This window comes from Streptomyces sp. NPDC027962 (assembly GCF_055566095.1).
On record NZ_JBVHTA010000003.1, the window covers coordinates 219333 to 238740 of the forward strand.

At 68.5% G+C, this 19408-nt stretch carries 23 protein-coding genes and 2 pseudogenes; 13 read left to right on the forward strand and 12 right to left on the reverse strand.

From position 1 onward, the window contains the following. Positions 1–42 precede the first annotated feature (42 nt). A complete protein-coding gene (locus tag ACZ4SA_RS04315) occupies positions 43–726 on the forward strand; it encodes a GDSL-type esterase/lipase family protein (RefSeq protein WP_468269649.1) in 684 nt (227 codons plus the stop codon). A gap of 146 nt (positions 727–872) precedes the next feature. Here the strand turns inward: ACZ4SA_RS04315 and ACZ4SA_RS04320 are convergent, their stop codons facing one another. Then, complete coding sequence (locus ACZ4SA_RS04320) at positions 873–1469, reverse strand: TetR/AcrR family transcriptional regulator (RefSeq protein WP_468269840.1); 597 nt, start codon at positions 1467–1469, stop codon at positions 873–875. Between the two features lie 166 nt (positions 1470–1635). On the opposite strand from ACZ4SA_RS04320, the gene ACZ4SA_RS04325 reads away from it, so the two are divergent. Continuing rightward, positions 1636–2595 (forward strand): alpha/beta hydrolase family protein, encoded by a 960-nt coding sequence (locus ACZ4SA_RS04325; RefSeq protein ID WP_468269651.1) that lies wholly within the window; start codon positions 1636–1638, stop codon positions 2593–2595. Positions 2596–2776: 181 nt separating this feature from the next. On the opposite strand, the gene ACZ4SA_RS04330 is transcribed toward ACZ4SA_RS04325, so the two are convergent. Beyond that, complete coding sequence (locus ACZ4SA_RS04330) at positions 2777–3193, reverse strand: acyl-CoA thioesterase (RefSeq protein WP_468269653.1); 417 nt, start codon at positions 3191–3193, stop codon at positions 2777–2779. 198 nt (positions 3194–3391) lie between these two features. Here ACZ4SA_RS04330 and ACZ4SA_RS04335 point away from each other — a divergent pair, with 198 nt between their 5' ends. After that, positions 3392–3826 (forward strand): CBS domain-containing protein, encoded by a 435-nt coding sequence (locus tag ACZ4SA_RS04335; RefSeq protein ID WP_468269655.1) that lies wholly within the window; start codon positions 3392–3394, stop codon positions 3824–3826. Between the two features lie 83 nt (positions 3827–3909). Here ACZ4SA_RS04335 and ACZ4SA_RS04340 read toward each other — a convergent pair whose 3' ends face one another. Both ACZ4SA_RS04340 and ACZ4SA_RS04345 read right to left on the reverse strand, forming a co-directional pair. Further along, positions 3910–4362, reverse strand: a complete 453-nt coding sequence (locus ACZ4SA_RS04340; RefSeq protein WP_468269657.1) for a hypothetical protein — start codon at positions 4360–4362, stop codon at positions 3910–3912. Positions 4363–4481: 119 nt separating this feature from the next. Next, positions 4482–4991 carry a carboxymuconolactone decarboxylase family protein gene (locus ACZ4SA_RS04345; protein ID WP_468269659.1) on the reverse strand — a complete coding sequence of 170 codons (510 nt, stop codon included), beginning with the start codon at positions 4989–4991 and terminating at the stop codon, positions 4482–4484. A 14-nt stretch (positions 4992–5005) separates the two neighbouring features. Here ACZ4SA_RS04345 and ACZ4SA_RS04350 point away from each other — a divergent pair, with 14 nt between their 5' ends. Then, entirely contained in the window at positions 5006–5542 is a 537-nt protein-coding gene (locus ACZ4SA_RS04350) for a MarR family winged helix-turn-helix transcriptional regulator (protein ID WP_468269661.1), read from the forward strand. A gap of 205 nt (positions 5543–5747) precedes the next feature. Continuing rightward, positions 5748–5894 (forward strand): annotated as a pseudogene (locus ACZ4SA_RS04355) (aldo/keto reductase); the annotation flags it as partial. A gap of 89 nt (positions 5895–5983) precedes the next feature. Here ACZ4SA_RS04355 and ACZ4SA_RS04360 read toward each other — a convergent pair. Next, positions 5984–6973, reverse strand: a complete 990-nt coding sequence (locus ACZ4SA_RS04360; RefSeq protein WP_468269663.1) for an aldo/keto reductase — start codon at positions 6971–6973, stop codon at positions 5984–5986. 168 nt (positions 6974–7141) lie between these two features. On the opposite strand from ACZ4SA_RS04360, the gene ACZ4SA_RS04365 reads away from it, so the two are divergent. From ACZ4SA_RS04365 to ACZ4SA_RS04380, 4 genes and pseudogenes are all read left to right on the forward strand, one after another. Further along, positions 7142–7354 (forward strand): hypothetical protein, encoded by a 213-nt coding sequence (locus ACZ4SA_RS04365; RefSeq protein WP_468269665.1) that lies wholly within the window; start codon positions 7142–7144, stop codon positions 7352–7354. Continuing rightward, a pseudogene (locus ACZ4SA_RS04370) lies at positions 7338–7861 on the forward strand (DUF6879 family protein). Before ACZ4SA_RS04365 ends, ACZ4SA_RS04370 begins: the two are co-directional and overlap by 17 nt. Further along, complete coding sequence (locus ACZ4SA_RS04375) at positions 7858–8199, forward strand: helix-turn-helix domain-containing protein (RefSeq protein WP_468269667.1); 342 nt, start codon at positions 7858–7860, stop codon at positions 8197–8199. The pseudogene ACZ4SA_RS04370 and the gene ACZ4SA_RS04375 overlap by 4 nt, the downstream one beginning before the upstream one ends. Before the next feature lie 15 nt (positions 8200–8214). Further along, a complete protein-coding gene (locus ACZ4SA_RS04380) occupies positions 8215–8817 on the forward strand; it encodes a recombinase family protein (protein ID WP_468269669.1) in 603 nt (200 codons plus the stop codon). A 69-nt stretch (positions 8818–8886) separates the two neighbouring features. On the opposite strand, the gene ACZ4SA_RS04385 is transcribed toward ACZ4SA_RS04380, so the two are convergent. Beyond that, positions 8887–9612: a nucleoside/nucleotide kinase family protein gene (locus ACZ4SA_RS04385; protein WP_468269671.1), complete on the reverse strand. Its 726-nt coding sequence runs from the start codon at positions 9610–9612 to the stop codon at positions 8887–8889. 367 nt (positions 9613–9979) lie between these two features. Here ACZ4SA_RS04385 and ACZ4SA_RS04390 point away from each other — a divergent pair, with 367 nt between their 5' ends. After that, the gene (locus tag ACZ4SA_RS04390; RefSeq protein WP_468269673.1) at positions 9980–10432 is read left to right on the forward strand and encodes a hypothetical protein; all 453 of its coding nucleotides are present in this window, start codon (positions 9980–9982) and stop codon (positions 10430–10432) included. A gap of 439 nt (positions 10433–10871) precedes the next feature. On the opposite strand, the gene ACZ4SA_RS04395 is transcribed toward ACZ4SA_RS04390, so the two are convergent. After that, a complete protein-coding gene (locus ACZ4SA_RS04395) occupies positions 10872–11234 on the reverse strand; it encodes a hypothetical protein (RefSeq protein WP_468269675.1) in 363 nt (120 codons plus the stop codon). Positions 11235–11492: 258 nt separating this feature from the next. After that, positions 11493–13142 carry a recombinase family protein gene (locus tag ACZ4SA_RS04400; RefSeq protein ID WP_468269677.1) on the reverse strand — a complete coding sequence of 550 codons (1650 nt, stop codon included), beginning with the start codon at positions 13140–13142 and terminating at the stop codon, positions 11493–11495. 54 nt (positions 13143–13196) lie between these two features. On the opposite strand from ACZ4SA_RS04400, the gene ACZ4SA_RS04405 reads away from it, so the two are divergent. Continuing rightward, positions 13197–14066 carry an aldo/keto reductase gene (locus ACZ4SA_RS04405; RefSeq protein WP_468269679.1) on the forward strand — a complete coding sequence of 290 codons (870 nt, stop codon included), beginning with the start codon at positions 13197–13199 and terminating at the stop codon, positions 14064–14066. Between the two features lie 176 nt (positions 14067–14242). Here the strand turns inward: ACZ4SA_RS04405 and thpR are convergent, their stop codons facing one another. The 3 genes from thpR to ACZ4SA_RS04420 form a co-directional block, all read right to left on the reverse strand. Beyond that, on the reverse strand, positions 14243–14812 hold the full coding sequence (gene thpR / locus ACZ4SA_RS04410) for an RNA 2',3'-cyclic phosphodiesterase (protein WP_468269681.1): 570 nt from the start codon (positions 14810–14812) through the stop codon (positions 14243–14245). A gap of 422 nt (positions 14813–15234) precedes the next feature. Beyond that, positions 15235–16575, reverse strand: a complete 1341-nt coding sequence (locus ACZ4SA_RS04415; RefSeq protein ID WP_468269683.1) for an MFS transporter — start codon at positions 16573–16575, stop codon at positions 15235–15237. A gap of 46 nt (positions 16576–16621) precedes the next feature. Further along, a complete protein-coding gene (locus ACZ4SA_RS04420; protein WP_468269686.1) occupies positions 16622–17068 on the reverse strand; it encodes a MarR family winged helix-turn-helix transcriptional regulator in 447 nt (148 codons plus the stop codon). Between the two features lie 132 nt (positions 17069–17200). Between ACZ4SA_RS04420 and ACZ4SA_RS04425 the strand changes: the two genes are divergently transcribed. After that, the gene (locus ACZ4SA_RS04425) at positions 17201–17383 is read left to right on the forward strand and encodes a ribbon-helix-helix protein, CopG family (protein WP_468269688.1); all 183 of its coding nucleotides are present in this window, start codon (positions 17201–17203) and stop codon (positions 17381–17383) included. A 28-nt stretch (positions 17384–17411) separates the two neighbouring features. Here ACZ4SA_RS04425 and ACZ4SA_RS04430 read toward each other — a convergent pair whose 3' ends face one another. Next, the gene (locus ACZ4SA_RS04430) at positions 17412–18866 is read right to left on the reverse strand and encodes an NCS2 family permease (protein ID WP_468269690.1); all 1455 of its coding nucleotides are present in this window, start codon (positions 18864–18866) and stop codon (positions 17412–17414) included. Between the two features lie 229 nt (positions 18867–19095). On the opposite strand from ACZ4SA_RS04430, the gene ACZ4SA_RS04435 reads away from it, so the two are divergent. Beyond that, on the forward strand, positions 19096–19389 hold the full coding sequence (locus ACZ4SA_RS04435) for a DUF2530 domain-containing protein (protein WP_468269692.1): 294 nt from the start codon (positions 19096–19098) through the stop codon (positions 19387–19389). Positions 19390–19408: the final 19 nt, after the last annotated feature.

Sequence of the window (19408 nt, forward strand, 5' to 3'; positions counted from 1 at the left end):
ACCGGTGACGGGTTACCGGCGGGTTCGGCGATGATTGCGCCCATGCGATTCCTGTTCGTCGGCGACTCCATGACCATCGGACGCGCGGGCGACTACAGCTGGCGCTACCGGATGTGGCAGCACCTCGAGGCATCCCCCGCCCCGTACGAGATCGTCGGCCCGCGCGACGAGCTGTACGACACGGAGGCGAACGCCCCGGTGTCCCACGCCTACGCCGACCCCGCGTTCCCCGCCGCCGCCCGCCGGCACCTGGCCGGCTGGGGCGAGGGCTGGCTGCACATGGCCCCCGTGATCCGCGGGACGGTGGCCCGCGAGCGCGCGGACATCCTCCTCGTGTCGCTGGGCCTGATAGACCTCGGCTTCTACACGGACAGCGACCAGACCGCGGCGAACGCCCGCGCGTTCATCGCCCAGGCACGTCTCGCCAACCCGCACGTCCGCATGGTCCTGCTCCCGGTCATCCCGAACATCCGCGCCGAGTCCGACGCCCCCTTCGCCGCCGAATGCGACCGTTTCAACACACTGCTCGCCAAGGCCGTCGCTGACCTGGACACGTCCACGTCCCCGATCCTGCTGGCCTCCCACCCGGCGTCCTACGACATCCACACCGACACCTACGACGGTACCCACCCCGGCCCGACGGGCGAGATCAAACTGGCGGGCGCGTTCGCGGACGCGATGCATCAGGCGTGGGGGCTGGGCGGGGCGTACGCGATCGCCGCGTAACACGTGGCGCGTGGCGCGCCACCTGCACGGTCGACGGGGAGCCGGCCGAGTGGCGAACGGGAAAGGTGAGCCAGGTCAGCGGGCGCGCCCACAAGGGCGAAGGCGAGGACCCGCGGGGTTCGAAGGGGGCATCGACGCAGTCGACTTCAGGGTGTCCGCGGTCGCCGTAGTCCCTGGAGGAGCAGTTCGATCAGTCGGCGGGGGTCGTAGCGGGGATCGCTGTCATGGCCGATGCAGAGGTTGCCGATGCCGCGCATCAGTTCGTAGGCGTGCGTACCGGGCTTGATTTCGCCGGCGTGGGTTGCGGCGTCGAGCAGGTGCGTGCAGACGGGCACCAGGCGGTCGAGGAAGTAGGCGTGGAGCGCGTCGAAGCCGCTGCTGTCCGATTGCAGTGCGCCGGCGAGTCCATGCTTCGTGACCAGGAAGTCGACGAAGAGGTCGACCCACTGGCGGAGTGCCGTGAACGGGGAGTCGGCGTCGGCCAGCAGGGTCGGGCCGGCCTCGGCGCAGGCCTCGACCTGGTGCCGGTAGACGGCGACGACGAGGTCCGCCCGGGTGGGGAAGTGGCGGTAGACCGTTCCCATCCCGACGCCGGCCGCGGCCGCGATCTCCCGGATCGGCGCGTCGACGCCAGAGGTGACGAACACCTCGGCTGCGGCGTCGAGCAGCGTCTGCTGGTTGCGTACCGCATCGGCCCGCTTGCTGCGGGCCGACGCCCCTCTGGACTGGCCTGCAGTCGGCACCATGCTCTCCTTCCGGCGGAGTTGACGAAACGGAACACTGCTCCGTATCTTAATTGGAACAGCGCTCCGCTTTCAGCCTAGTCGAAGCCTGCGCTCCTGACCCCGCCCTGCCCGCTGCCCGGCCGCATGAGCCCGGCGGCAGAGGCCTCGAAGGGAACTACGCGTGATGACTGAATCGACTTACACCGCCGACACCTTCAGCTCGCCCAGTCCGGTCCTCTCGGTCAGTCCGGTCGTGCTGTCGGCTCCCGGCAGAGCCGTGGACCTGGAGGTGCGCGTCTCCGCCCCGGTGACAGGGGACGAACTGCCGGTCATCCTCCTCTCGCACGGTCTCGGCTTCTCGAACAACCTCTCCTCGCTGAACGGCTACGCCCCCCTCGCCCACTTCTGGGCGGCACACGGCTTCGTCGTCATCCAGCCCACCCATCTGGACTCCAGGACGCTGAGCCTGGAGTCCGGCACCCCCGGGGCGCCCCCGCACTGGCGCTCACGGGCCGAGGACATGAAGCGCGTCCTCGACCGGCTCGACGTGATCGAGGCGGCCGTCCCGCAGCTCGCCGGGCGCCTCGACCGCAGCAAGGTCGCCGTGGCCGGGCACTCGATGGGAGGGCACACCGCGAGCCTGCTCCTCGGCGCCCGGCTCACCGATCCCCGCGACGGAACCGTAGTGAACCTGGCCGAGCCCCGGATCAAGGCGGGTGTGCTGCTGGCCGCCCCCGGCCGGGGCGGCGACGCCCTCACCGCGTTCACCGTCGAGAACTACTCGTTCTTCTTGACCACGGACTTCTCCGAGATGACGACGCCCGCACTCGTGGTCGCCGGCGACAAGGACGACTCCGCCTTTCTGACGGTCCAGGGCCCGGACTGGCACGCCGATCCCTACGTCCTCTCCCCGGGCCCCAAGTCCCTGCTCACCCTGTTCGACGCAGAGCACGGGCTCGGCGGGATCTCCGGATACGACGTCGCCGAGACGACGGACGAGAACCCCGAGCGAGTCGCCGCTGTCTCGCGGCTCACCTGGGCCTACCTCCGCACCCAGCTCTACCCCGGCGAATCCGCCTGGCGGGCAGCGCAAGAAGCCCTGACGGCCGGCCCCGACCCGCTCGGACGAATCGAGTCCAAGTAGAGCCAACACCACCTCCGCAGCGGTGCCAGGGCGGCCAGGCCCGCCGGTCGGCTGATGCCGCCCAGGGCTCACCCCTCCCGTGATCACGCCGCTTGGCCGTAGCCGGCCGTGCCGGGCAGGCCGTCGCCGCGCAACGCGCCGAAGTCGACGTCGGTCGCCCACCGCCCCGGCACGCAGAGCTTCAGCCGCTCAGGAGGTCCGGATTGTCGGCCAGCGACGACAGATGTCCCCGCGGGTCGGCGATGAGCCTGCGCGTCGACAGGTCGAGCATGCCCGCCACACCGGTGATGTCCGCCGCGACCGTGCCGTCGTCCTTGAGGATCTGCTGCACGACCTTGAAGGTCTTGCCCTCCCCGTAGACGAACTGGCATGTCACGCGTACCTGGTCCCCGCCGCGAAGCTCCCGCGCGTACTTCACCGTCACCTCCAGCGCGACCGGGCCCACGCCGCCGGCCAGAAGCTTCTCCTGGGGCAGACCGGCGGCCCGCAGCAGCTCCCACCGCGCATGCTCGGCGTACTGCAGATAGACGGCCTGGTTGAGGTGCCCCTGTGTGTCCAGTTCGTAGCCGCGCACGGTCACGTCGACAGAGAAAGTCATGCCCCTGGCAACATCACCGCCCGTGCCCGCATTCCTGGCCCGATGGCCGGTTCGCGCCCCGACCGCCGAGCCGCTGCCGCCTCGATGCCGAAGAATTCCCACCGCGCCGGTTTGCGGACTTTTCGGACGGCGACAGCTGGGCACCCGCTGTGGCGTCGGATGCATGCCACATTCCCGATTTCCCGCAAGGGAGGACTCATGGCCGGCGAGCTGCGAGCCAAGGACATCATGACCAGCGGTGCCACATGCGTAGGCGCGCATCAGTCGCTTCACGAAGCGGCCAAGATGATGCGGGACCTGGACGTAGGCGCCCTGCCCATCTGCGGTGACAACAACAGGCTCACGGGCCTGGTCACCGACCGGGACATCGTCGTCACCTGCTGCGCGGACGGCGTGGACCCGGCGACGGTGCAGGCGGGCACCATGGCCGGCGATCTGCACTGGATCGACGCGGAGGCGGACGCCTCGCAAGTCCTGGAAACCATGGAGAGCAATCACATCAAGCGCCTTCCGGTGATCGACGTGGCGGGCGGTCACCGCCTGGTCGGCATGATCACGGAGGCGAATGTCGCCAAGAACCTGAGCGATCAGCAGATCGCGGAGTTCGCGACCCGCATCTACGCGGAGGCCTGACGGGCCGGCGTCGGGCGGCACGGGAAGGGACGTGCCGCCCGACAGTCGTGCCCGAAGGCGAACGGGCCGTCGAGGCCCGGACGTCAGAAGACGAACGGGCCCGGGTTCTGCGGGGAAGTAGCCGTGCACTGTGCCGTGATGCCGAAGACGACGACCGTCAGGGACGTTGCCTCAAGGCTGTCGCCCGCCGCGACGGTTCCGTTCAGCGGGCCGGTGGAGACCGCGCCGCCCGCCGGGATCGCCGGGTTCGAGTTGCCGGTGAACGTCGCCGTGCCGGTGCCGTTCTCGGACAGGGTGAGCGTGGACTTCACCGAGTTCGCGCCGATCGGGATGGGCGCGGTGATCGCCTCCGTGGAGACCTCGATGGTCGCGGCCGTACCGTCCTGGGCCGCCTTGAGCGTGGCCGCTCCGGAGCCGTACGAACCGCAGTCGAATGACAACGTTGCCGTCTCGGGCGTCACGGCCTGCGCCGCGGGCGCCATGGCGAGGGTGGCCGCGGCGCACGCGCCGAGGACGAGCAGAGTGCTGTGCTTCATGGGGGGATCCGCCCTTCGTGGGGGGTCACGGGCTGGTGCGGGCATTGCGGCACATGGGTCCCGAGAAGGGAAGACCGACACGCCCCGGCCCGCTCACAACGGCCGGATCCCGTCCCCGCTCAGAGCGCGGCCCGCGTCAGCCGGTTGGCGAACGTCGACATCGTGTACACACCGATGCCCATGACGACCTCCAGCGCATTCCGCGACGTGAAGCCGTGGGCGAAGAAGGCACGCAGCTCGTCATCGCCGACGGCGCCGGCCGTACGGAACACCTCGACCGTGAACTCCCTTACGGCTTCGAGGCCTTCGTCCGGAAGCGGCCGCTGCTCGCACAGGGCGGCGATCAGCTCCTCCTGCGCGCCGAGCGAGCGCAGCTTGCCGGTGTGCATGGCCACGCACACATGGCACTCATTGCGCGCGGCGACCGTCATCACGACGACCTCGCGTGCGACCGGGTCGAGCGTCGTCGCCTCGAAGGCGACGCTCAGCTTGAGGAAGCCGTCCAGCAGGTGGGGCGAGGCGGCCAACCTGGCCACCGCGGGCGGCAGATGGCCGAGGCGCTTGACGGTGGACTCCATGGCGCGGCGTGCCGCGGGCGGCGCCGTTTCGAGGGTGTGCTCGGTGAACACGGGCAGCTCCTACAATGGACAACATGGTTGACGACCCAGAAAACGTAAACCAGGTTGTCGAAAGGCGCAAGGCGGATACGGCAGACACCGACGTGCCCGGCTACGAGCTGCCCCTGCTCCTCTTCGCGGGTTTCCGCTCGCTCATCGACAAGCTGCACGCCGAACTGGCCCGCCAGGGCCACCCGGAGATGCGCCCCGCGTACGGCTTCGCCATGCAGGCGATCGGCCCGGCAGGGGCGACCGCCAGCGACATCGGCCGACGCCTCGGCGTCTCCAAGCAGGCCGCCGGCAAGACCGTCGACCGCCTCCTGACCCTCGGCTACGCGGAACGCGCGAACGACCCGGCCGACGCCCGCCGCAAACTGATCCGCCTCACCCGGCACGGCCTCGACGCGCTCGCCCGCTCGGCGGCGATCTTCGACGAGCTGCACGCGGAATGGGCGCAGGCGATCGGCCCAGAGCGCCTGCGCGACCTCGAAGCCGCCCTGCGCACGGTCACCGCGCCGGACAACTTCCGCCTGGACGCGGCGGGCTGGCTGGGCGGCGCGTGACCCCGTTCCGGGGGCGCACCCCGGTTCTGTGCGTACCGTTGCACTGCGCGGCTGCCTGCGTGCGAGCGGCAGCCGGGGAGGAACGCGACGATGACCGCCTTGGAGGAGCGCAGGATCGAACCGGCCCCGGCACCTTGCAGACGGTTTCCGAGGGGGCGTGGCGTCCCTTGCTTGGAGTGGACTCCAAGCAGTTGGCTTGTGACCCATGAAGTACACGCAGCTCGGACGCACCGGACTCAAGGTCAGCCGACTCGTCCTCGGCACAATGAACTTCGGGCCTCAGACCGATGAGGCCGCAAGCCACAGCATCATGGACTCCGCGCTCGGCGCGGGCATCAACTTCTTCGACACACGGCCAAGCAGGTACTTTGATGCCTGTGTGCCACTGCGGCCGCCGCCCCATCGGAGCGGGCGACGGCCGTGCTTCCAACCGCTACTCGATCACCAGGCAAAGGCTTCCGGCGACGGCCCCGGGCCGGGGAAGATCTCGTCCAGGCCAGTCAGAAGTTCGTCACTCAGCTCCAGCTCCAGGGCGCGCAACGCGCTCTCCAGCTGCTCCACCGTGCGCGGGCCGACGATCGGGCCGGTGACGCCGGGCCGGGTCAGCAGCCATGCCAGCCCGACTTCGCCCGGCTCCAGGCCGTGCTTGTCGAGCAGGTCCTCGTACGCCTGGAACTGCGCCCGCACGGTCGGGTCGGCGAGCGTTTCCGCCGCGCGGCCCTCGGTGCGCCGCTTGCCCTCGGTCTCCTTCTTCAGTACACCGCCGAGGAGGCCGCCGTGGAGCGGCGACCAGGGGATGACCCCGAGGCCGTACTCCTGCGCGGCCGGGATCACCTCCATCTCGGCCCGCCGCTCGTAGAGGTTGTACAGGCACTGCTCACTGACCAGGCCGACCATGCCACGCCGGGCGGCGGTCTCGTTGGCCTGGGCGATCTTGAACCCGGGGAAGTTGGAAGAGCCCGCGTACAGAACCTTCCCCTGCTGGATCAGCACGTCGACGGCCTGCCAGATCTCCTCGAAGGGAGTGCGGCGGTCGATGTGGTGAAACTGGTACAGGTCGATGTAGTCCGTCCGCAGCCGCTTGAGGCTGGCGTCGACGGCCCGCCGGATGTTCAACGCCGACAGCCGGTCCTCGTTGGGCCAGGTCTCACCCTCACGTGACATGGAGCCGTAGACCTTCGTGGCGAGGACGGTCTTCTCCCGCCGGCCACCGCCCTGGGCGAACCACGTCCCGATGATCTCCTCAGTGCGGCCCTTGTTCTCGCCCCACCCATACACGTTGGCCGTGTCTACGAAGTTGAGACCTGCGTCGAGCGCGGCATCCAAGATGCTGTGACTTGTCGGTTCGTCTGTCTGCGGGCCGAAGTTCATCGTGCCGAGGACGAGTCGGCTGACCTTGAGTCCGGTGCGTCCGAGCTGGGTGTACTTCATGAGGCACAAGCCAACTGCTTCGAGCCCACTCGAAGCAAGAGCCGACCACTCAGCCGCCCACTTATGCGACAACGTGCATGAGTCACGTCCGTGCATGGACGGCCGCGAGCGGCCCCGTACGGTCGTCCCAGGCGGCCCGACCGGGTCGACAGGTCAAGGGAGTTCCGCATGGCACGCGAAGAACTGACTCGGCTCACCGGCAACGGCAACGGCAACGGCACATGCGGAGAGGACGACTGCCCGAACGTCTACCGCACCGCTTCCGGCTCCATCGTGGTTCAGGGCGACGTGTCCGACGCCTTCACGCCCCCGCAGGGCGAGGGGCTCGTGGAGATCCCCGAGAGCGTTCTTCGGGAGGCCCTTCGTGCTCTTGGATGGTGACGAGTGGCGGGCGATGCTCCGGGGCTTCCAGTCGGAGGCGTGGCGGCTGGAGACCCTGCCCCAATACCTCGTACCGCAGGAGGCGGAAGAGCTCGAAGCCTTCCGGGCCGGCAAGCGCGTCGACCCGCACGCCTACTCGTCCTCGTACACGGAAGACCTGAAGCGGCTGCGAGGCGAGGGACGGAGCAAGGGGCGCGTGCACGTGCTGACTCGACCGCTATCCGAGTACCTGCGCTTTGAGTTCTCCCGGTACTACGCCCCGCATGTGCTCGCCGGGGAGGACATCCGCATCCTTGACGTGACCGACCGAGACAACCCGCTGCCGGATGTCGGGGACTTCTGGATGTTCGACCACTCGACGATCGCCTGATGCACTACGCGTGCGACGGCACGCAGATCGGCCGGGAGCTGTACGACGCAGACCCTGCGCATTTCATCGAGTGGCAGCGCATCGCCGTTGCCGAGTCGGTTCCCTTCCTGGAGTACGCGGAGCGCGTGACGGAGTGACGTTCGAAGCTGAGCAGCTTGGCGCGTCCGGCGCCGAACTCGCCTCGCTGCTTCGGGACTTGCGCAAGCGGGCTGGCCTCTCCGGGGACCCGCTCGCGGCGCGCTGCAACATGTCCCAGTCGAAGGTGTCCCGCATCGAGAACGGCCGGACACGACCGTCCCTAGTCGATGTCGAGCAGATCTTGCGAGCGCTGGACGCTCCGCAGGAACTCGTCGCCGAGGTCTCCGCCCTCGCCAGAATGGCGAACACCGAGTGGCGGAACCTCCGAGAACTTCGGCGCAAGGGCCTCGGCACGAGACAGGCAGAGCTGAAGTCGCTCGAAGCGTCCCGACCATGAGCAGGTGGACACCCGATGACGACCGCGTCCTCCCTGCGGCGGACCCCATCGGCCCCGGCCGTCGTCGGCTACGTCCGCGCGGCCGCAGGACAGAGCCCCGTCCCGCAGATCAACAGGCTCGTGCGGGCCGGCGTCGCCGAGGAGTACATCTACATCGAGCGCACGAACGGCCATAAAACCGCCTGGCCCGAGAGGGACTTGCTGCTGCCCCAACTCCGCTCCGGCGACACCATCACGATCACCCGGCTCAACCGGCTCTTCTACTCCGTCCAGAACCTCATCCTCGTCGGCACTGATCTGCGCGACCGCGGCATTCGGCTCCACGCCGTTGAGCAGGACATCGACAGCAACACCATCGAAGGGCGTGACTTCTTCGGCATGATGTCCGTCTTCGCCAGCCTGCACCGAGAATTCGTACTGGCCGCGACGAACGACGGCCTGGCCGCCGCCCGCGCCCAGGGCAGGACCGGCGGACGACCCCCGCGACTTACCCCTGAGCAGGCCGAACAGGCTCAGCAGCTCTACGACTCCGGCACCCCAGTCCCGAAGATCGCCCGCACCTTCAAGGCGGCACCCGCCACGATCTACCGCTACATCACACCCAAAGCAGCGAACTGACGGCCGCAGGGCAACCAACATGCTCCGTTGTCTTCGCTCAGTCGACCACCCGTCAGCACCATCCAGGCGTCACGGCGTCACGATCTGCGGACGCGCGAACGTCGAGTTGTCGATGACAACATCCATCATCGGCAGCGGGTCGACCTCCTGGAGATAGATGCCCTCGGCCATCAGATACCTGTTGCGGTGGATCGACTCGGCTTCAGACCCGGCCCAGTTCTGGTCACGCTCGGCACCTCGCCGAACAGACAGCTCCGCATCGACCTGCAACCAGATCCGGAAGTCCCAGTACTCATTGATCTCCGGCCGGAACGCGAAGACACCATCCACGATCAGCACGGCGTCCGCCTCAAGCGGCGTCGTTTCCGATGAGTGATCTCGCTGGGTCAGCGGGTCGATGCTGCACAGCACGCAGGATGTCGCTTCCGATGACCGGCAGGGATCCAGCAGCAGGCGCTTGACCGCCTCATAGTCATACGCGTTGCGGTAGTACCCCTCACCAGACTCCCGGTCATACAGATGCCGGTCCCTCCACGGCTTCTTGAAATCGTCGAGAGTCGCCCGGAGCACGGGCCGCCCCGCAGCACTGATCCACTCAGCCAGTTCATGTCCGAAGCTCGTCTTCCCAGCGGCAGTGAAGCCGTCGATCCCCACGAGCAGACGGCCCTGCCCGAGATTCAGGATGCGCTTGACGATCTCTTCGACCAGCATGCTGCGCTCGCCGGAGGCCGCCGGAGGGCAGGGCTGCCGCCAGGACGAAGCCGAATGATGCACGTCCGCCTGTGGTGATCTCATGGGACGAACCTATCGGCTGACTCAACGGCCAGGAAGATCACCGATCAGCAGCCAGAGCGCCGAACCGGCCACGGCTGTCCTCCCAGGCCAGCAGACACGATGAAGTGAGACAGCCATCGGCATCTGCTCAGCGCGGGCACGATGAGATGAGACACGGGCGTGGTCTCCTCTCACACCAAAGAGCATCATCGCTGGTCAGCAGGCCCCACGAAAGCAAGATCCAATGAGACGGGACACCTCCTCCCGTGAATAGGCTGCGGCTTCATGACGGATGATCTGCTGACTAGGCGGCCTAACTCCCGAGGAGCAAGAGGCGCTTCAAAACCGGATGCCCCTCCTCGTTGGGGATGTGGCTCGCGCGAGTGCCGTGGTCGAACTGCACCTTCGGCAGCTCATGCAGGCGCTGATCGACTCGAAGTATGCGGAGGTGACGGCAGCGGGGCTTGCGGCCAACGAGCTCATCGAAACGTGTGCGGCCCTGGCCAAGATCAATAGGGAGATAACAGAGGCGCAGCGCAGCGAGTGCCTGACTCACCTGTCGGCGTTGAAGCCCCTCTATACCCGCCGGAATCGGTTGATCCATGGCCTGTGGGCACCTGCGGGGATGCGGACAGACCAGGATGAGCCGGCTGAAGTCTTGGCGCTGGTTAGCAAGCGACGAACCGCGACGAAGGCTGTGAACATCACTTTCGTGGAGGCAGAGGAGCTTGCGCATAGCCTCAGGGAAACAGGAATGAGCATCTTCCGCTGGGTCTGCGGAGCCCTGCTCCCGCAGCTGCAAAGGGAGCAGGTGACGGCAGCGCCCGAAGTGACTGAGTAGCGAGACGAGGACGGGTGGGGTGTGCCCACTTTAGGCCGACCCTTTCGACCGCCATGTCTTAGCAGTTCAGATCCTGCCACGGTTCCAAGGGTCGCCAGGGCGGCGGCGAAGAGAAGCGCACCAGGAAATCCGCAGCTCAGGGCAGGTGTGAGGCTCCAGCCGGCGGCGGAAGCCTGCACGGAGGGGCGGCTTTCCAGGCTTGGCGTGAGTCCCTGGTCTTCCCGATGTCGGCCCCTTCGGGGCCGCTCTGCCGAAGCCTCTTCGCCCTGGGGCGGCAGAGCCGCCCCTGGTCGCTTGCTCTCCCGCCGCCGCGACTCGAAGTGTCTTCCTCTGTCGGCCCCGAACGGGGCCGCACTGGACTTACCCATAACAGAGAAGAGAGGACGCGAACATTTGCCCAGCTCAGGGCATGAGCCGACATACGTCTCACGTGCTCTGACTACACGCCGGGCGTGCGGTCCTGGTGAAGACGGCACGGGACGGGAGCACCCTTGGCCTTCTGGAACAGGTGGGACGGAAGCACCAGGCACGCCGCCCCTGAGCGGGGCGAGACGAGGTGCAGATCCTTGGCCCGCGTCACCGCGTTGCGGGTGCTCTGGTCGGACAACCGGTTGCCGTCCCTGCCGAGCAGCGTTGCGAGGCGGCCCGGTTCGAAAGCCGCGTGCCCGTGCCTGTCGGCCCATCCGATGGCGGCGAAGTGGCCGCGGTAGGCGAGCGGATGGCCGGGGTGCTGCGCCATCCGCCGGTACTCGTGCTGGGAGACGCCGCCCCACGGGCGGTCATGGCCGAAGCTGATAGCCACCGAGTGTGGCTCCTTCCTGTGCGGCGCACACAGGTGCGCCAGTGACCCCCGCCGGACGGCGGGACATGTGCCTCCCTTTCTTCGCGGGGGTGGAGACCGGCCACGGTCGGCACGGTCTCTCTTCACAGGCGACGTCCGAGCCTTCCGGCTCGGACTCGGTCTCGTGCAGTCGGGAGTGACGGCTGAGACCTGCCAGGAATCCTACAGATCGAAGGAGGGCCCGGAGTGGGGCCCTCCTGTCGTACGGCGGCGAGGCGGTCAGTCTTCGCTGTGTACCGCCGCCAGGTCACGCACGCGGCGCTTGAAGTCCATCGGGATGAGGATCTGTACGCGGCCCTTCCCTTCCTGCCACATGCCGTCATGCCCCTCCGGAGACATGGCCTGCACGGCAGTCATGGGCGGGACCTTCTCGGCGTGGATGACCGCCTTGATGCCGGCTGCCCGGAGTTCCCTGCCCTTCTCGTGCTGGGTCGACAGCTTCGCCCAGCGTTCCCGGTAGGTCTCGCCTGTCGGGATCTCTTCCCATGTGTCGGAGCGGGTGGGCTGGGCCATGAGTTGCTCCCGCCTCGCGTCCAGCCGCTTGTACGTCTCCCGGTACTCCTGTTTGCCCAGCTCGCTGGAGTAGAGACCGGCTTGGCGGTCCTCCCGGAGTTCTGCCAGAGCGCGGTTGACCTCTTCGATGTCTCGTGCGAAGTCCACACCTGGGCGGAAGACCTTCCGCACGATCTCGACATTGCCGGCCGCGCGCAGGAAGACCTCCTCGACCGCTCCCTCCAGGACGTGCGCTGCGATGCCTTTGCTGCCTGTGGGGCACGGCTTGTGCGTGGTCCGGGATGCGCAGCGGTAGTACGGCCAGTTCCGCCCCGGGCCGAGGTACGCGGGTTCACCGCAGGTACAGAACGCGACTCTGAGCAGAGGGGAGCCGCCCTTCCTGTTGCCGTTGCGCTTGCTGGTGTTCTCGTTCAGCTTCTTGTTCGCCAGCTCCCACTCCTCCTGGGTGATCAGCGGCTCCGCCCGTTGGAGAGGGCGCCCTTCCGTGTCACGGACGATGCGGGTTCGCTTCGTCTTCTTGCCGTCGATGACGATTTCCTCCGTCACCTCCATCTGACCGAGAACGTTCAGGGAGCGCACCACCTTGGCTGTGTTCGCGGCGGTCCACCGGCCGCCCTTCGGGGGCTTGCCGTTCCTGATCAGCTGGGCATCGAGCGACACCGGGGTCTTGGTCGGGTCCTCGTTGAGCCACTGGGCGATGCTGTTCGCCGACTCGCCCTCGATGAGCCGACGGACGATCTCGCGCAGTGTCCCGGCGGTGTCCGTTCCGTAGTCGTCCGGGACCAGCCGCCAGCCGTCACCGGTGTCCTGCTTCTCCGCCCGGTAGCCGTACGGGATACGGCCACCACGCCAGCGGCCCTCCTTCACCAAGTGGTTGTACGAGGACTTCGCCCTGGCCTTGATGGCTTCGAGCTCCCCTTCCGCGAAGGAGGCGATCAGGCTGAACAGCAGCTTGCCCATCTGCGTGTTGAGGTTGATCCCGTCCTCGACGGTGGCGACCTCCTTGCCGTGCTTCTCGCACCACTCCACGAGCGTGTGCACGTGGAGCACACGCCGTGAGAGGCGGTCGAGCTTCAGTGCGCAGATGATGTCGTACTCGTCGGCCCGGGACTCCTCCAGTGCGATCCGGTGCTCGATCGAGCTGACCTCCTTGCCGATCGTAGAAGGCAGCCACTTGCCGAACTCCGGGCGCTTCCAAGGCTCGACACCGCCCGACACGTCGATGTCCTCGACCCAACCGACGACGACGTGCCCTTCCTGGTCGGCCCATCGTTGAATCGATCGGCGCTGGCGCTCCGGCGATGTGGTCTCGTCCGACACCTTCGACAGGCGGACTACTCCCAGGACTCGTGCCACTTGCTCTCCCCATCCCCTGTGGTGCTTGGGGATTGACGCTAGGCCCCTGCGGGCGTGACTCAAAATGGATTGTTCGACATGGCCAACGTCTACGGCTGGGGTGAGAACAAGGGCCGCACGGAAGAGATCATCGGCAGCTGGTTCGCCAAGGGCGAGAGCCGCCGCGACAAGGTCGTGCTCGCCACCAAGGTGTACGCGAACATGGGCACCGACGGCGAGGCCTGGCCCAACCACGACAAGCTCTCCGCCCTGAACATCCGCCGTGCGGTGGACGCTTCGCTCAAGCGGCTGCGGACCGACTACATCGACCTGTACCAGTTCCACCACATCGACCGGGACACGCCGGTCGAGGAGATCTGGCAGGCGATCGACGTCCTGATCCAGCAGGGCAAGATCCTCTATGCGGGCTCCTCCAACTTCCCCGGCTGGAAGATCGCCCAGACCAACGAGACCGCCCGCCGCCTCGGGTCCTACGGCCTGGTCAGCGAGCAGTGCCTGTACAACCTGGCCGAGCGCCGCGCCGAGATGGAGGTCATCCCGGCCGCGCAGGAGTACGGCCTCGGGGTCATCCCCTGGTCGCCGCTGCACGGCGGACTGCTCGGCGGCGTGCTGAAGAAGGAGGCCGAGGGCAAGCGGCGCAGGGACGGTCGCAGCGCGAGCGCCCTGGAGAACACCAAGGTGCGCGAGCAGGTCCAGGCGTACGAGGACCTGCTCGACAAGCACGGCCTGGAGCCCGGCGAGGTCGCCCTGGCGTGGCTGCTGACCCGGCCCGGCGTCACCGGCCCGATCGTCGGCCCGCGCACCCAGGAGCAGCTGGACTCGGCGCTGCGCGCGCTCGATCTGGAGCTGAGCGAGGAGATCCTGGCGTCCCTGGACGAGATCCTCCCGGGCCCGGGGCGGTCTCCGGAGGCCTTCGCCTGGTGATCGAGTAGAACCTCGTGGGCACGCCGTCGCCCGTTCCGACGGGCGACGGCCGCCACCGCGCGGGCAGCGCGGGAGGCAGGTCAGCCGAGGGCCGCCGCCACGATGACGATCACGAACATCAGCACCAGCACGGCAGCCATGATCTGGTTGCGGGTCTTGGGGTTCACCCAACGAGGTTAACCCGCGGCCTCCAGCGGCCAGGATTCGACCACCTCGTAGCGGGGCCGCTCACCCGGCACCCCGCTGACCGGCAGGTTGCTGCGGACGAGGGCAAGCTCATCCACCTCCCAGGGCGTGCCGTCGAAGGTGTCCAGCGCCTCGACGTACGGACGCAGATCGCCGGACTCGCGGGTGCGGGCGACGGTGAGGTGCGCCTGGTAGCGGCGGTGCTCCTCCATGCTCACGCCGGCCCGCCGGGCGGCCGCGTCCGCGCGTTCGGCGAGCAGCCGCATCTGCTCGAGGCCGCCGGCCGCCCCGATCCACAGCGCCCGCTGCCCGAACCGCCCGCCGCGGTGCAGCCGGAGCGGAAACGCCGGCGTCCGGTGCGCGGCCCGCGAGAGCCGCGCCCGCAGATCGGGCAGGAGCTCGTCGTCGACCTCTCCCATGAAGGCGAGCGTGAAATGCCAGCCGGGCCGCCCGGTCCAGCGCAGTGCCTTGGCGCCGGGAAGGGCGCGGAGGGGGCCCAGAGCGCGGTCGAGCTCGTCGACGGCCGGTGGGGGCGGGATGACGGCGGCGAACAGTCTCATGGGCCCAGTGTGCCGGTGGCCTCCGCCGACGGCGGCCGTTTTCCCCGGGGGCTCCGCCCCCGCACCCCGGCGCCTCAAACGCCGGCGAGGCTGGGCCCTCCCTTGCGCCTGGTGGCGTGGAAGGTGCCACCGCCCACGGCCCGGCGGCCGTGGAGGGGGGCACCTCCCACGAAGAGGCCCAGCACGGGTCCTGCCCGAGCGCCGGCACGGAATGGGCGGCGTGGGGAAACACCCCGCGTGGCGGCCGGCCCCGACCCGCACCTCATCGCGGCGGGCTGGAGTTGCCGGGCAACGTCGGCCCGTCCGGCGTCGAGGGCACCGCCCGGAGCGCGGTACCGGGCCCGGGTCCGGGTCCGGGTCCGGGTCCCGGAGGAGCCCGGCACGGGAAAGGGCGAGTGGGAGGAACGGCCCCCGCAGGGGCCTTACGCCGCCGTAGCCAGCTCCTCGCGCGGGACGAACCGCACCCGCGGGTGCCCGCCGTACCAGCCGAAGCGCAGGCGCAGACCGCCGACCCGCGCCAGCATCACACCGACGCCGATCGCCGCGAGCGCGGCCGTCGCGCCGCCCGCGGCGAAGCCGATGCGGGCTCCGTAGGTGTCCGTGATCCAGCCGACGAGCGGGGCGCCGACGGGCGTGCCGCCGGTGAAGACCATCATGAAGAGGCTCATCACGCGGCCCCGCATCAGCGGGTCCGTCGCCATCTGGACGCTCGAGTTCGCCGTGACGTTGACCGTCAGGCCGAACATGCCGATCGGCACCATCAGCACCGCGAAGATCCAGAACGCGGGCGCGAACGCGGTCACGATCTCGAGCACGCCGAAGAGCACCGCCGCGCCGACCAGCAGCCGCAGCCGCGAAGTGCCGCGCCGGGCCGCGAGCAGGGCGCCGGCCAGGGAGCCGGCCGCCATCAGCGTGTTGAGCAGGCCGTACGTACCGGCGTCGCCGTGGAAGACCTCGTCGACGAACGCGGAGAGCCAGATCGGGAAGTTGAAGCCGAACGTGCCGATGAAGCCGACCAGGACGATCGGCCAGATCAGCTCGGGCCGGCCCGCGACGTACCGCAGGCCTTCGCGCAGCTGGCCCTTGCCGCGCGGGGCGCGCTCGACCTTGTGGAGCTCGGATGTCCGCATCATCAGCAGGCCCGCGATGGGCGCGATGAACGAGAGGCCGTTGAGCAGGAAGGCGTATCCGCTGCCTACTGCGGTGATCAGGACACCGGCCACGGCAGGGCCGACGAGTCGCGCCGACTGGAAGTTCGCCGAGTTCAGCGAGACGGCGTTGCGCAGCTGGTCGGCGCCGACCATCTCAGCGACGAACGACTGCCGTGCCGGGTTGTCGACGACGGTGACGAGACCGAGCAGGAAGGCCGTCAGGTAGACGTGCCAGACCTGGACGTGTCCGCTGAGCGTGAGACCGGCGAGCGCCAGGCCGGTGAGGCCCATCGCGGACTGGGTGGCGAGCAGCAGCAGCCGCTTGGGCAGCCGGTCCGCGAGCACCCCGCCGTACAGGCCGAAGAGAAGCATGGGCAGGAACTGCAGCGCGATGGTGATGCCGACCGCGGAGGCCGATCCGGTCAGGCTGAGCACCAGCCAGTCCTGGGCGATGCGCTGCATCCAGGTGCCGGTGTTGGAGACGACCTGTCCGGTCGCGAAGAGCCGGTAGTTGCGGATCCTCAGCGAGCTGAACATCGTCTGCTTGGGGGTGGGCGGGGTGTCGGTGGCGGTCGGTGCGGGGGCGGAGTCTGCTCCGGGTCCCGTACTCAAAAGGGTTCGCCTCCTCGGCGTCGGCGGTCGCTGGACAATCTGCGGTTCACCGCATGTGCGCGAGCTTCTCCAGGACAGGAGCGGCCGCGCGCAGCGTGGCCCACTCCTCATCGTCAAGACCCTCGGCGAGCGTTGCCAGCCAGGCGTTCCGCTTGCGGCGGGACTCTTCGAGCATGGTCTCCGCGCGCTCGGTCTGGCTGACGACCTTCTGCCGGCGGTCGTCCGGGTGGGGCTCGAGCCGGACCAGCCCCTTGGCTTCCAGCAGCGCGACGATCCGGGTCATGGACGGCGGCTGGACATGCTCCTTGCGGGCCAGCTCCCCGGGGGTGGCCGAGCCGCAGAGGGCGAGGGTGCCGAGCACCGACATCTCTGTCGGACTCAGCGATTCGTCGACGCGCTGGTGCTTCAGGCGGCGGCCCAGCCGCATGACGGCCGAGCGGAGCGAGTTCACGGCGGCGACGTCTGCGTCAGTACCGTGGGACAAGTCAGGCATGTTTGTTAGCTTAACTCATTACCCTGGCTAAAGACCAGCCGGTTACGGCTCCAATGAGCGCATCACCCATACGAGTGAGACGCATCCGCAAAGTGACGCTCGGGCGACCGGGTTGACGCGACCCTGAGCCACATGGGATCGACAGTGCTCAGCCTGCGGATGGACGGCGATCTGCTCGACCGGCTCCGGGAGCGCGCCGCCAAACGGCACATGAGCGTCCAGGACTATGTGGTCCGGGCGCTCATTCGCGACGACTTCGACGAGCGCTTCAAGGCGGCCGTCGACGAGACGGAGAAGTTCTATGGCGTTACGTGACCGATCCTGATCGGTCACCTATGACCGGTCAGGTCAGACCGAGAGCCGGCATCGCGTAGTAGAAGACGAACACCGCCGAGACCGCGTACATCGCCCCCGGCACCTCGCGCCCACGCCCCGCAGCCAGGCGCAGGGCGGTGAAAGAGATGAAGCCGATGCCGATGCCGTGGGTGATCGAGTACGTGAACGGCATCATCACCATCGCCAGGAACGCGGGGGCGGCGATCGTGAAGTCGCTCCAGTCGATGTCCTTGATGGAACCGGCCAGGATCAGGAAGCCCACCGCCACCAGGGCGGGCGTCGCCGCCTGGGACGGGACCATCGTGGCGAGCGGCGTCAGGAACAGCGCCACCGAGAACAGCGCACCGGTGACGACCGACGACAGTCCCGTACGGGCGCCCTCGCCGACGCCGGCAGTGGACTCGACGAAGCAGGTGTTGGCGGAGCAGGACGTGGCGCCGCCCGCGGCGACGGCGATGCCGTCGACGATCAGCACCTTGTTGATGCCGGGGTAGTTCCCGTCCTTGTCCATCAGCTTGGCCTCGTCGCCCACGGCGAGGATCGTGCCCATCGCGTCGAAGAAGCAGGACAGCAGCACGGTGAAGACGAACAGGACGCCGGTCAGCAGGCCGACCTTCCCGAAGCCGCCGAACAGGCTGACCTGACCGAGCAGTCCGAAGTCGGGGGTCGAGAGCGGGTTGCCGGGCCACTCGGGCGTGGTCAGGCCCCAGGACTCGACGTCCGCCACGGCGTGGATGATCATCGCGCCGACCGTCATCACGACGATCGAGATGAGGATCGCGCCCGGCACCTTGCGGATGATCAGCGCGAGAGTGAGCAGCGTTCCCAGCGCGAAGACGAGGACCGGCCAGCCGAGCAGATGGCCGCCGGTGCCCAGCTGCAGCGGGACGGTGGTGTGGGCGGCGTCGGGGATACGCGTGACGAAGCCCGAGTCCACCAGCCCGATGAGCATGATGAACAGGCCGATGCCGATCGCGATGGCCTTGCGGAGGCCGAGCGGAACGGCGTTCATCACGCGCTCGCGCAGGCCCGTGGCCACCAACAGCATCACCACGACACCGGCGAGCACGACCATGCCCATGGCGTCCGCCCAGGCCATCTGGGGCGCGAGCTGGAGGGCGACGACCGTGTTGACGCCGAGTCCCGCCGCGAGGGCGATCGGGACGTTGCCGATGACACCCATCAGGAGGGTGGAGAAGGCGGCGGTCAGCACGGTGGCGGTGACCAGCTGGCCGCCGTCGAGCTGGTGTCCGTACATGTCCTTGGCGCTGCCGAGAATGATCGGGTTCAGCACGAGGATGTACGCCATCGCGAAGAAGGTGGCGAAGCCGCCGCGGACCTCGCGGGCGACCGTGGAGCCGCGCTCCGAGATCCTGAAGAAGCGGTCCAGGCCGCCGACCGGCTGCTGGGGCCCGGGCGGCAGGTCGGGGGATTCGACCGTGGCGGTGGCCGTGGTGGACATGCAGAACCTCAGTCGTACGCGAAGGGGGGCGACACAGGGAAGGGCAAGGGAAAACCGGCCTGGTTTGGATGTTCCAACAAGGAAAACCAGCCAGCCGGAATCAGTTTCAGTATGAACATATGAACGAAAGATCGCTACTCTCCGCGCGTAGACCCTTGGCGCGCACGGCCCGTCCGACCGTGCGTCCCACCCGGCCGGTGTCCACCCCTCCCCCGCCTACACTGTCGCCATGGCGAAGTGGACCCCCCGGCACAAGGCACCCGAACCCCTTGAGGGCCCGATCGTCTCCACGATCGTCGGCGGCACGCTCCTCTGGTTCGTGATGTTCCTCGTCCAGGTCCCCTTCTACAGCTGGTTCGACGACCGCGATCTGACCTGGTGGGTGTGGACCTGCCTGGCCGGCGCCGGCCTCGGGCTCATCGGCATCTGGTACGTGCGCGGCCGGGACGCGGCGATCAAGCGCGCGGCGGCCGCGGAAACGGCTGGGCGCGACGAGCCCCAGGAGCCGGGCCCGCACGCCTGACCCCGTACGACCGGCCCCG